Origin of the sequence: Lysinibacillus sp. JNUCC-52 (assembly GCF_015999545.1) — a bacterium.
Taxonomy (GTDB): domain Bacteria; phylum Bacillota; class Bacilli; order Bacillales_A; family Planococcaceae; genus Lysinibacillus.
This window is the reverse complement of record NZ_CP065546.1, coordinates 487,561-499,773: the sequence shown is the minus strand read 5'-3', so window position 1 is coordinate 499,773 and position 12,213 is coordinate 487,561. Positions and strand designations below refer to the sequence as shown.

Annotated in this window: 12 protein-coding genes and 1 other annotated feature; of the genes, 11 read left to right on the top strand and 1 reads right to left on the bottom strand. The window is 30.3% G+C overall.

What is annotated here, in order from left to right; all coding sequences use genetic code 11:
• The first annotated feature begins 57 nt into the window (after nt 1-57).
• From JNUCC52_RS02645 to JNUCC52_RS02595, 11 genes are all read left to right on the top strand, one after another.
• Nucleotides 58-498 (top strand): Lrp/AsnC family transcriptional regulator, encoded by a 441-nt coding sequence (locus JNUCC52_RS02645; protein ID WP_337981287.1) that lies wholly within the window; start codon nt 58-60, stop codon nt 496-498.
• Nucleotides 499-566: 68 nt separating this feature from the next.
• On the top strand, nt 567-1,082 hold the full coding sequence (locus JNUCC52_RS02640) for a sigma-70 family RNA polymerase sigma factor (RefSeq protein WP_337981286.1): 516 nt from the start codon (nt 567-569) through the stop codon (nt 1,080-1,082).
• Nucleotides 1,075-2,037, top strand: a complete 963-nt coding sequence (locus JNUCC52_RS02635) for a DUF3221 domain-containing protein (RefSeq protein ID WP_337981285.1) — start codon at nt 1,075-1,077, stop codon at nt 2,035-2,037. The genes JNUCC52_RS02640 and JNUCC52_RS02635 overlap by 8 nt, the downstream gene beginning before the upstream one ends.
• A gap of 142 nt (nt 2,038-2,179) precedes the next feature.
• Nucleotides 2,180-2,431, top strand: a complete 252-nt coding sequence (locus JNUCC52_RS02630; RefSeq protein ID WP_337981284.1) for a hypothetical protein — start codon at nt 2,180-2,182, stop codon at nt 2,429-2,431.
• Nucleotides 2,432-2,543: 112 nt separating this feature from the next.
• The gene (locus JNUCC52_RS02625; RefSeq protein ID WP_337981283.1) at nt 2,544-3,392 is read left to right on the top strand and encodes a DUF2785 domain-containing protein; all 849 of its coding nucleotides are present in this window, start codon (nt 2,544-2,546) and stop codon (nt 3,390-3,392) included.
• A gap of 36 nt (nt 3,393-3,428) precedes the next feature.
• Nucleotides 3,429-3,667: a binding site (T-box leader), on the top strand.
• A complete protein-coding gene (locus JNUCC52_RS02620) occupies nt 3,627-4,535 on the top strand; it encodes a class I tRNA ligase family protein (RefSeq protein WP_337982172.1) in 909 nt (302 codons plus the stop codon). It overlaps the preceding feature by 41 nt.
• Before the next feature lie 694 nt (nt 4,536-5,229).
• Complete coding sequence (locus JNUCC52_RS02615) at nt 5,230-5,898, top strand: hypothetical protein (RefSeq protein ID WP_337981282.1); 669 nt, start codon at nt 5,230-5,232, stop codon at nt 5,896-5,898.
• Nucleotides 5,895-6,836, top strand: coding sequence for an L-threonylcarbamoyladenylate synthase (locus tag JNUCC52_RS02610; protein ID WP_337981281.1), 942 nt, complete (start codon nt 5,895-5,897; stop codon nt 6,834-6,836). Before JNUCC52_RS02615 ends, JNUCC52_RS02610 begins: the two co-directional genes overlap by 4 nt.
• Entirely contained in the window at nt 6,836-7,372 is a 537-nt protein-coding gene (locus tag JNUCC52_RS02605; protein ID WP_337981280.1) for a GNAT family N-acetyltransferase, read from the top strand. The genes JNUCC52_RS02610 and JNUCC52_RS02605 overlap by 1 nt, the downstream gene beginning before the upstream one ends.
• A gap of 338 nt (nt 7,373-7,710) precedes the next feature.
• Nucleotides 7,711-9,309: an ATP-binding cassette domain-containing protein gene (locus JNUCC52_RS02600; RefSeq protein WP_337982171.1), complete on the top strand. Its 1,599-nt coding sequence runs from the start codon at nt 7,711-7,713 to the stop codon at nt 9,307-9,309.
• Nucleotides 9,310-9,747: 438 nt separating this feature from the next.
• On the top strand, nt 9,748-10,614 hold the full coding sequence (locus JNUCC52_RS02595) for a helix-turn-helix domain-containing protein (RefSeq protein WP_337981279.1): 867 nt from the start codon (nt 9,748-9,750) through the stop codon (nt 10,612-10,614).
• A 44-nt stretch (nt 10,615-10,658) separates the two neighbouring features.
• On the opposite strand, the gene JNUCC52_RS02590 is transcribed toward JNUCC52_RS02595, so the two are convergent.
• Nucleotides 10,659-11,876, bottom strand: coding sequence for an MFS transporter (locus JNUCC52_RS02590; RefSeq protein WP_337981278.1), 1,218 nt, complete (start codon nt 11,874-11,876; stop codon nt 10,659-10,661).
• Nucleotides 11,877-12,213 lie beyond the last annotated feature (337 nt).

Below are 12,213 nucleotides of genomic sequence, written 5' to 3'. Positions count from 1 at the left end.
TTCCTAATATTCAAAGGAATTATGAAGAAATCAATTTATAAAAAAAGGTGGATTCGCATGGATACAATTGATACTGAAATTTTACGTCAATTACAGATGAATGCAAAAATTTCAATGAAAGAGTTAGCGACAATCGTTCATTTATCGTCGCCAGCTGTAATAGAACGAGTGAAAAAACTAGAAGAGCAAGGGAGTATTGAAGGCTATACAACGAAGGTGAACTTAAAAAAAATGGATCGCTCTATTCAGGCTATTATTTTGTTTAAGTCAATCGATTGCAAAAGTCTTTCCAATTTTTGCAATACACATCCTGATGTCCTTGAATGCTATCGGGTAGCTGGCGAAATTAGCTATATTGTCAAACTTGCCACATACTCAGTTGAAACGTTAGAACAGTTTATTGATGACGCAATGCCTTACGGTACGCCATCAACAAATATTGTGCTCTCTTCACATGAAAAAACAATGATTCTTCCATTTTTTGATGAAAAACTATAATAAATTCCCAAAAAACAAACCTTTGTATCTTGAGCACCGTTTATAGGGTAGAGAAGGGAGGCGATACGTTGCTAGTAAACGAACTGGAAGAAATAATGGAGCTACATACAGAACGACTTATTCGTCTTGCTTATTATTATGTAAGAGATCTACAAAGTGCCGAAGATATCGTACAGGATGTTTTTATAAAGTTTTATAATAACCAACAAAAATACGATGAACGTGGTGAGTTAAAGGCTTTTTTATCGACACTTGTCATTAACAGGAGTAAAGATTATTTAAGGAGTTGGACATATCGGAAAATTCAGGTGCAACAAAAGATTTTTAATCAACAGACAATCAAGAGAAGAGATATGCTTGTTCAGCAAGATGAAAAAACGTTAATTGAAAATGCTATCCTAACTCTACCATTAAAGCAACGTGAGGTTATCATCCATTTTTATTTTGAAGAAATGTCTGTGCTGGAGATAGCGAAGCTGTTAAATATTCCTGAAAGTACTATTAAAACGAGGCTACGACGTGGGCGAGAGTTACTAAAACCGATACTACAACAGGTTGAATGGGAGGTGCTTTTGCATGAGTAAAGTCGATATTCGGGTAGTAAGGGATTTAACAGAAAGTAAAAAACGTGTAATGACCAACGTTGTTCAGCACATAGAACAACGTAATGAAAAACAAGCTTCAAAGAGTTGGCAATATGGTGTGCTGACAATGATTTTGAGCATATGTTTAGGACTTTTTATATTTAATCAATACAAAGATTATCAACAACAAGCTTCAATTATTCCTCCAGTATTAGATGAAAAAATTCTTGAACTACAGCTACAAAAGGATTCTTATATGAATGGGAAAGAGCGTCTCTATCGAGCAAGTTTTGATAATTTTTTATATCTTGAATCGAACTTTGCCTATGCGAAATCAAAGAAGATAGTACCTTCACAAGAGCAAGTACATCAAGAACTAGAATTGATTATGAATGAATTTAATTATGATACAATGCCAACAATGGATGAACGGCTACAAAAACTGCAAATCTCAGTAGAAGAGTTTATTGCTATATATGCCAAGCCAATTGCTTATAAAATGGCCACAGTCAATTTACTAATGGAAGTAAGTAATACCGATTATAAAGATACTAGTGACCAAGTAAGGGGATGGCTTGTCGAGCAAGAAGCAATGGATTTTTTAAAGCAGCATTATGATAAAGACATTACCATCTTACGAGAGAAATATAAAATCCCTAAGAAGGAAAGTCAAATGACTCCAGTAAGAAGTGGAAGAGTCTTAGCAATCAAAGAAAATGAATTTTTAGTGGTCTCAGGCGTCATTAAAAATGATATCGGTCAATTATCAGTAGACGAACTTGTACAAAAACATAAAAATGGTACATGGTTCCCTCTAGTAGATGTTCCTAAAACTCTAACAATTGGAGATAAAGTGGAAGTGGAATATAGTCAGGCATTAGGGAATGATGGTTCTAAATCTTTTATAGATTATAAAGATATTTTAGGGATAAAAATAGTGGAGGAATATCAATAAGAAGTTAGCATTCTATATAGTTGAAAATTGAAATAGAATTGCACCCCTTAAAAACAGCTTACAAGTATAAGCTGTTTTTTTATTTGGATTAAGGTACACTTATTGTAAGTTACTGTATAAAAATGAAAAAGGAGCTATATCATTGATTGATTATTTCGAACGGACATTAAGGTTAACAGATTTGGAAGTCTGGACAATACGTATTCAACGAGTCCATTACAGCTTGGTTATCGTGGATGAAAGAAGAAAAGCCACAGTTGAAGAATTGGAGATAGCTGATTTTATCATGGATGAAGACGAGCAACGAACAAATTTTGTATCCGTTAGCGTTTATTCAGAAAGCGATGTACAAGACGGGCATATTGAACCATTAGCGGAGTTGGCACGCTATTGATCGTTTGCTAGTTGACAAGTATGGCTATCAATTAGCGGACATCTCATTGGAAAAATTATGGCATTTAAATCAAGATTAAAGTAGTTGAAAACAAAAGGAGAAATGACTACATATGATATTACATGAAAAATTATTAAGTGAAGTTGATTTGAAACGTGAACTTCAAGCATTCCTAAATGACAGTAATGCCTGGCAACAAGCAGATCAACAAATACTCATTCAGTCAATGCTTGCACATATTGGTTCAGTAGATAGCGAACTGCGAGACGGATTAATCTATGGTTCCTTTTATACAATGATTTTAGAACAAAATTTATTAGATTATGCCATATTAAGCGATATGTTGGGCTACTGTTTAACTGTTTTATTATGTGAAGGCATTGGAGAAGATAATTCAGATTCAGTTTTTACTAGAACGTTTACTTTGTTACTAATCGCACTAATATTAGCAAAAGATAATGAAGCTGATTTTATAGAAGTGCACAAAATCGATGAACTTACAAATAGGTTCAGCACTTATTTATTGACTGAAAAAGATGTAAGAGGTTATATACCTGTAAAAGGGTGGGCTCATAGTGTGGCACATGCGTCAGACGCAGTAGATGAATTAGTGAAAAGCCCGAAATTCAAGAAATCTTCTTTTATGGATATTTTACGTCCTTTATGGAATATGATGTTGCAAACAAATTATGCATTCATTCATGATGAGGATGAAAGGCTATTAGTACCTATTTTTACAATGCTAAAACAAGGTTTGCAGCAGCAAGAAGTTATCGCATTATTAAATGAAACGATGGCAACGTTAGCTGCTCAAAAGGAACAGCTTGATGTACAGCACTATCGAATAGTACGATTTAACTGGAAAACATTATTAAAAAGTTTTTATATTCAAACTGCTGATAGTCCTCAATATACGGCACTTCATCAAAGCGTCGTAGAATGTCTGAATATTGACAAGTAAATGGCAGTTTGTTAAGATGAGTGACAATAAAAGCATACAAATTCGTTGATGAGAAAGAGTAGTGTTACATTTTGTTCTACAGAGAGCCGACATTTTGGTGGAAGTCGGTGTGCAAATGTTTCATGAAGATCCTCTCTGAGAAGATTAGCTGAAATGAGTAAGCTAATTCGGGTGTCTACCGTTAAAAAGAACACGTATGATTGTACGTTGCTGAGTGCTATTGAGCGGTTTTCAATAGAATTAGGGTGGTATTCGCGGTTAACCCCGTCCCAAGTAAGGGACGGGTTTTTTTGTATGCCTGGTGCCTTCAGCACACTGTATGAGGTATTGACAACTGTTAGTAAATTGCTAGCGCCATTTACGCCCTTTATTGCGGATGATGTGTATAGACGTTTATGTGGGGAAAGTGTACATTTACAAAACTATCCAAAGTCCGATGCATCATTACTTGACCTTCAACTGGAACAAGAGATGGCAAATGTCCTTGCTGTCGTTGAACTCGGCCGAAGTATTCGTAATGGAGAAGGCATCAAAGTAAAACAGCCATTAAAGGAAATGGTGATATCAGTAGCTGGTGCAGTGGAGAACTATAAGCAGTATAACGACATAATTCAAGATGAATTAAATATTAAAGCGTGTATTTGGACACATGATTTTTCATCTTATGAAACAATTCATTATAAACTCAACTTTAAAACAGCAGGTGCAGCATTTGGTCCACATGTACACAAAGTAAAGGATTATGTCATGCAATTAAGTGAAGCTGAGAAAAATACACTACAGTTAAAAGGTGAGATTGAAATAGTCTTAGATAATCAAAAAAGTACTTTGTTAAGAGCACATGTTGTAAAAGAATCTGTCGTTAAGGATCATTATGTATTGGCAGAAGAGAATGGTTGCCGTGTTTTACTTGATACACATTTAACGGACGACTTACTTCAGGAAGGGCAAATAAGAGAGTTAATACGTACAATTCAAGATACTCGAAAGAAATGGCAATTACCTGTTGAACAAGATATTTCGATTTCAATTTCCGCAGATGCCGAAACGAAGAAAATCATCCAACAGTATATGGCTTTATTAAAAGCAAGTGTATTGTTACATGACATTTTATTCGGGAAGTGCAATCAGGTGAAAATGTGATTCAGATGAATTTTTTGATAGGGAAATGGAGATTACGTTTATTTTCTAATTATATATAGTTTAAGAAAAGTCAATTAAAGGATGCACTAAAATCTTTTAATCGGCTTTTCTTATTATTTTTATTCGAAATAATAACGCATAAAATTGCCCTATTAGAAAGAAGATTAAACCTTGAGAAAAACCTAAGACTATAAATATTCCACCCATACATAGATAGCTTGCCACTTTAGGATTTTAATAATTAATCGTTTTCAAGATGTCTCCTCCTACAACTAATATCATTTCCGTTCACGAAATATTCAAAAAATATACACTTTTCATATTGCAAAAGGCATTTTATACTAATTGTAAAAATAAGATTTATTTTCAAAGAGGGTGAGTAGAATGTCTTTAAAATTAATAAGAGTAGAAAATATAAGTAAGGAATATAAAGAGAATGTTATTCTAGATGACATCATCTAAAAATGTTTTAAAATAGAGTGAAAAGTAGTATGTAAGGTAAAATATCCAGTGAAATCTACCCACCGGATTATTTGCTCACAATTTCCATGTATATTTCACTCTGCCTCTGATGTGGGACAGCCCAAAGATGGACGGTGCACAACACAATAAAATATATCTTTAATCTTGATATAGCTTCTTAATCATATACTAAATATAAACATTATAAAAAATTGATTAGGAGGAATTGGTTATGAATTTAGAAGTGAAAAATGACCTGCTGTCAATTATCGATAAAGTAAGTATTGAATATGGCCCCCATAGTAATGCTGTTTTAATTACAAAATTACATCTAATTCGATCCTTAATAAGTCATTATGAGAACAAAGAATTAATTAATGATTTAATTAATGAAGTGAGCCTTCATTATGCTAGAACTTTGCCAGAATCATTAAGAGATAGATTACCGAGTGTAGACGGGTTTTACATATCCGAATTTGATTTTGAAGAATCAAATGAATCTATAAAAAAATTAATTATTAACATAGATTCAAAGAATAAGTTAAATAGCTTATCTTCAAATAAATGGTATATTTATATCATTGACCAATATGATAGATTTAGAATTATGGATGTTCCTGTATCGACAGCAGAATTAATTGTAAAGAGATCTTATATAAATACTTCACATAAAAAAACATTATTGATACATCCTTTATTATTAGAATTTAAGACTGATAGGGTAAAGGCAGCAGGGGAGATTGGAATAATTAAAGATAAGCATAATAAAATAGCAGGTGCTTTAATTAATAATAAATCCGGACATTTTAAACCTCATAAAAGTTCTTTAAATCTTGTTCGAGATTACCTTACAAAACTAAATGTAAATCAAGATTATATATACGGGGTGAATATAGGATGAACGAGGAAGCCCTTATTGAAAAATCTGTATCTGCGTTGAAAAAAGGAGATTTATTAATTTATCCTACAGAAACAGTTTACGGAATTGGAGTGGATTCTCAAAATATTGAAGGGTTAAAAAAACTTTATAAAATCAAAAATAGACCTATACATAAGCCTCTTGTTTTAAATGTCTCTAGTATTGATATGGTAAGTAAATTAGCTTATATTTCAGAAGATACTAGGCTTCTAATGGAATATTTTTGGCCAGGTCCAATAACATTTATTTTAAAATCAATTAGTGAGGAAAAGAACATAGGGTTTAGAATGCCTGATAACAGTTTGACTTTGAAAGTTATTGAAAATTTTGGTGCCCCTATATCAGGTACTTCTGCAAATATTTCAGGTCTATTAGCTTCCACCAATATTGAGAAAACTAAGCGTTATTTTCCGCAAACAGACATATTCTTTTTGGATGGAGGAAAACCAAGTATCGGAATCGAATCAACTATTTTAGATATGTCATCTTGTGAAAACTATAAAATTATCAGGCATGGAATCATATCTAAAGATAATATTGAATCCATTCTAAAGAAAACTATAAGTGATGAACAATCAGAAATAAATTATTCATTAGCAGAAAATGTTAAATTTTTACTGACTACTACAAGCCAATTAGAAGAAAACAAATACCACTATACAAATGAAGACTACATTTGGCTAGTTAGAGAACAAACAACTAATAAAACAAAATTATCAGATCTTAAAAATGTAATTAGCATAAGTGATGATTCCCAAGAAGCCTTAAAAAATTTATATGATAATATTAATTCTATTCAAACTGATAAAGTAAAGTTTATTGTCGCAGAAATGAGAGAACCGCTAATCTACGCTGATAAATTATTTAATGAAAAAATCAGCATGTTAGCCCATAGGACATATATAAATTTGGAGGACTAATGATTATTAAACATGTATATGATTATAATTTAGATCAATCAACATATGAACAATTACACAAATTACTAATAGAATCATTCGAAATATATCCTGAAAATAGGATTTATTTTAAGCAAATCCCTCATTTTAGATTTATTATATGTAATGATAATGAAAAAGTACTAGCTCAAGTTGGACTAGATTATAGAGCAATGAAACTAGGTGATGAAGTTATTAATGTATTAGGTATTATTGATTTATGTGTTAATAAAATATATAGAAATAAAGGATTAGGAACAAAGTTAGTAAGAAAAGTTCTTAAGTTTGCTGAAACCAATTCTGTTGATTTTGTTTTATTAGGAACTGAAATTGAAGAATGGTATGAAAAAATAGGCTTCATAAAAGTTAGTAATACTTTTACTTGGCATGCAATTCATGATAGGAAGCTTAAATCCTTAGGCACTCGTACCCGTGATATTGATAGAATTATGGTAAAACAGACGGGAAAGAAAAAATGGAATCAAGATAGTGTTGATTTTTTAGGATATTTATATTGACAAAAGAATTTTTTTGAAATATAAAATAATTATATATCTAAATGAAAGTGGGTGAAATCATATGAAAAAAGCTGATGTTTTTAAAACTTATGTAGAGTTATTAGAAGAACTATCAAGCTTTTCAGAAGAGCATATGGTAAGTCCATATCCTGAGTATACAGGAACATAGTACTTAGATTTATAAAAAGCTATTTTCTCGTGACTTACCACTGAGAAAATAGCTTTTTATATTTCAAATATTCATTTTCTATATATTTCGTTATGTTCACTAGAAAGATAAAATTAGACAAAAGGTTAGATTTTAAACATAAACCAAACATTATTTAAAAGGAGAAAAAATATGTATAAAATTTTTTAAATTATTTCTAAAACAAAACTTATTTGTAATAACTTTATTATTTTTAATATCAATAAGTTTATCCATTTCCAGTTTTATTCAAGCTCGAATTATTGATTCATTAATTATTTTTGATTTTCATAACTTTTCTGTAGGAATTTTCGGGTTATTAATTGCATATACATGTTTTTTATTATTTTCTTTTCTTCAATCTATTAAAGTTAATGAGATTAAGCAAAAAATAAATTTAGAATTACGTCAGCAAATAATGAGTAAATTGGTCTCTGCTGATTACGATGAGTTCCACAAAAGGGATATTGGGACATACACTTCGTGGCTAGTAAATGATATCAACCAATTTGAAAAATTAGCGACAGAACCTTTTTATAAATTACTAACTTCTTCCATTAGCGCTTTAGTGGCAGGCATTTCTTTATTTTTCATTCATTGGTCAATTGCCCTAGCTATTTTTTTTGAAGTAGCAATATTGTTGCAAATACCTAGAATATTTAAAAAGAAAATTGATTATGAAAGTAAGACAATTACAATAAAAAACGAGAAGTTTGTAAAATATATATCAGATTATTTATCGGGATATGATACAATGTATATTTTTCAAAAATTACACTTACTCTTGAAAAAATTTATGAACCAATCATATATTTTAAGCATAGCTAACTATAATTACAGCAAATCAATAGCTAAAGTTTCGTTGGTTAGTGGAATAGGAAATATACTATGTAATGTTTCTATGTATGCTTTAGCAGGATACTTAGCTTATATTCAAGAAATATCAATTGGTTCAATCGCGGCTATTAGTGCTATTTCTACATCTTTATTTAATTCAGTTGCAAATATTAGTCCTTGGATTGCAAATATTAAAAGCTCTAAACCAATCCTAGAAAAATTTAATCAAATCGAAATAACCCAGGATCCAATATTAAAGACAAATTTTACATACGAAACAGAAAAAGTTATTGAACTCTCTAACCTTTCATTTAACTATATGAATAAACAAATTATTAAAAATATCACCTATACTTTTGAAAATGGAAAAAAATATTTAATTATAGGTGGCAGTGGTACTGGAAAATCGACTCTATTAGATATAATTAGTGGAAAATTGAAAAATTATCAAGGTTCAATAAAAATATTTGGTGAAGAAGTTTCTGATTTAACAAGTAGACAAATTCAAGATATCCTTATGATTGTTGATCAAAAACCATATATATTTAATGCTTCAGTACGTGAAAATCTATTATTAGATGATGAATTTACGGATAAAGAGTTATTAGAAGTATTAGAAAATATGGAATTAATAAATTGGATAAAAGAGACGAAAGATGGATTAGACACTAACCTTGGTGAAAAAGGAAAAAAAATATCTGGAGGTCAAATTCAGAGAATTGCATTGTCTAGGGCTTTATTGAGAAATAATAACATACTACTTTTAGACGAAATTACGGCCAATCTGGACACTGAAACTGCCGCAAAAATAGAATATTTTCTATTTAGCAGAAGTGATTTAACAATTATAATGGTGACGCATAGAATAAATGATCGTTTACTTAAAATGGTTGATGGCATTTTAGAATTATAATTTAAGATAGAATTTCTCAAATGTTAAATTGTTTGGGATTGTTTATAATTTTGCTCTAGAAGTGGCATTTTGCCTGTCAAGTTTACTTAGAAGCATGAAATAATATGCTTCTTGTTTTTTCGTCTTTGTCAAACAGAAATACTAAAATAGAAAAGGAACTAATAGTACTAAAATCGAACCAATACTAAAAACTAATACCACTTTTATTATGTCTTTTTTCAAGATAACACCACCTTACCCTAAATGTAGTTAACGAAAAAAAGAAAATAAAGGTTATAAAAATAATATCATCTTTTTTCTGAAAATTTTAATTAAGGGATATATTGAAACGCAAAATCAGAACTTATTCTAGCAATATAAGATGAAATTTATAAAGAACAAAATGGGAGGCAATTTGAACAATAATTTCTATTTTAAAATATGATAAAGGTGATTTTTATGGATAACTTAGGTCATACTTTTCGCAAGTTACGGTTACACAAAGGTTATAGTCTTAATAATACAGCAAAAGATATAATGTCTGTTTCTCATTTATCTAAATTTGAAAGAGATGAAACGGGCATAACTGTTTCTAAGTTATTATTGTTACTTAATCGAATTAATGTAAGTTTTGAAGAATTTATCTATATCCATAATGAATTTAAAGTAGGGCATTTTGAAGAATTAATTATAAACATGAAGGAAGCTTATTTACGTGGAGATTTAAAGTTTTTAAATAAGTTAAGAAATGATGAAATTTTTAAATTCGAATTAACTAATGTATTGTCATATAAATTAAACAGTATCATGATCGAAGCAATTATTTCGGACCTTACTAACAACAAAGTTAAACAAGAAAATTTAGAAATACTCGTTGATTATTTATGGCAAGTAGAAGTCTGGGGAGAATATGAAATAATTCTTTATGGTAATACATTACATTTATTAGCTATAGATACTGTAATTATGCTATCCTCAGAAGTCATAAAAAAGAGTATGTATTTCAAAAACATGTTAAGTTACAAGCGTAATTTATTTGATGTCTATTTTAATACTATTAGAACATGTCTTGAGCATAATAAGTTGAAAGAAACAGAAGCCTATTTATATGAATTAAAGAATCAAAATATACCTGAAATCTTTATTTTAGAAAAAACAATTCTAAATTTTTACTTCGGTTTATTCAAAATGCATACAAAATATAAACAAGGTCTTGAACTTGCTCAAGAATCAATAGATATATTACATAAGGTTGAATCTTTGAATCATGCTCTAAATTATGAAGAATACTTACATTCATATGTAAAAAAGCTTATTAACGAATAAAAATATAAATCCAGCTATCAATAAAAAACAGATAGCTGGATTTTTTAAGAATGTCTTTCTTCTAAGATTTCCTTTTTATCTCGTAAAGAGGGTAAGTAGAAAATCGTTACTAAAGCAATTAGTATTAAATAGGCTGCAATAATAAAACCTGTATTAATTATGCCGATACGATCAATAAAGTATCCGAAAAGTAGATATCCTGGCAAGCTTACTCCAGTGTAAACGAAATGGTATAAGCTGTATACTCGTGAAAGATATTTCTCTTCTACATTGCTTTGTAAATACGTATTTAAAAAAATTAAAAATAAACCTTGTGCAAATCCACCGATAAGTAATCCTATTAACAATACCGATAGTGGTAATTTCAATGAAAATAAAGCGATAATAATACCAAAGAATAGACTTGAAGCATAAAGCCCTATTTTAGGATTAATTCGTTTGTATAAGTAAGGTGATATTAAAGATCCTAAACCAATTCCAATCAAACTATATGTGGTAATTATATATAAATCTTCATGTGGTCGTTCCAATATTTCCACTAAATACGATATTAAATAAAGATCCACTGATGAACCAACTAACCATGCAGCACCAAATATTTGAAACAGCTTACTATATAATTTATTTACTTTAATATAAGCTAATCCAGCTTTTACGTCTTGTATGATAGTTTTCGGTTCGTTGTTTGATAAATTTTTGTGATATGGCTTTACTGCTAAAATCATAGTCATCGAAATAATGTAAAATGAGCCTATGATAAGTAGCAAACTAGAATAACTCAATCCACTTTTAATCAACCAGGCCCCGACGCTATAAGAACCTATTTTTGCAAAGAGCATTGTGATTTGGATATAGCTATTTGCATTCGCTAAATATTCCGTCTTAACAATTTTGGGCAATAGAGACGAATTGGCCGGGATGTAAAATACATTACACAGGACAATGGCAAAGATAAATATATAAATTATAGTAGGTGTTAAATGAATCGCGTTAATTATTGCTAGACATCCAACTAAAACAAATCGTATTATATCAGTAAAACTCATGACCTTTTGAAGATATTTTCTTTCAATAATTGCCCCAGCTGGCAAAGAAAATATAATTGCTGGGAGTGTAGAAAATATAAAGAAAATTGAAAGTCCGATAGCGTTAATACCAAAGCTACCTAATAAAGATAATAGAATTATAAATAACATAGCATCCGCAAATACACTAAAAAAACGAGAGAAAAACAGTAAAACAAAATTATGATTTTTAAACATATTAGCCCCCCTAGGCGAATGATTACTGGCTTGTCATCTTTACTTTGTATACTACTCACCACTTAGCTAAACCTAACAATCTTAACGCTTGAAATGGACGCTTCTTGGGGATAGAGCATACTTGCAAGTATATGTCTTTACTTTGCAGTGGTGTCTCTTATTTCTAGCTAAGCGAATGCTATTATTCATTAATATGCATCGCTATTAAAAGCAAATGTCCTGCTAACTGACATTATGTTTGGAGTAGTGCAAGCTGGAGAGAATTGTGATTCAGGCGAAATTGTTTGATAGGGAAATGGAGATTACTTTTATTTTCTAATTATATAAGGCTGTTTCG

Bases quoted from the DNA above. Each gene is read 5' to 3' on its own strand.
- JNUCC52_RS02625 (WP_337981283.1), top strand. From the start codon at position 2,544: ATGATATTACATGAAAAATTATTAAGTGAAGTTGATTTGAAACGTGAA.
- JNUCC52_RS02605 (WP_337981280.1), top strand. From the start codon at position 6,836: ATGATTATTAAACATGTATATGATTATAATTTAGATCAATCAACATAT.
- JNUCC52_RS02635 (WP_337981285.1), top strand. From the start codon at position 1,075: ATGAGTAAAGTCGATATTCGGGTAGTAAGGGATTTAACAGAAAGTAAA.
- JNUCC52_RS02590 (WP_337981278.1), bottom strand. From the start codon at position 11,876: ATGTTTAAAAATCATAATTTTGTTTTACTGTTTTTCTCTCGTTTTTTT.
- JNUCC52_RS02610 (WP_337981281.1), top strand. From the start codon at position 5,895: ATGAACGAGGAAGCCCTTATTGAAAAATCTGTATCTGCGTTGAAAAAA.
- JNUCC52_RS02615 (WP_337981282.1), top strand. From the start codon at position 5,230: ATGAATTTAGAAGTGAAAAATGACCTGCTGTCAATTATCGATAAAGTA.
- JNUCC52_RS02645 (WP_337981287.1), top strand. From the start codon at position 58: ATGGATACAATTGATACTGAAATTTTACGTCAATTACAGATGAATGCA.
- JNUCC52_RS02595 (WP_337981279.1), top strand. From the start codon at position 9,748: ATGGATAACTTAGGTCATACTTTTCGCAAGTTACGGTTACACAAAGGT.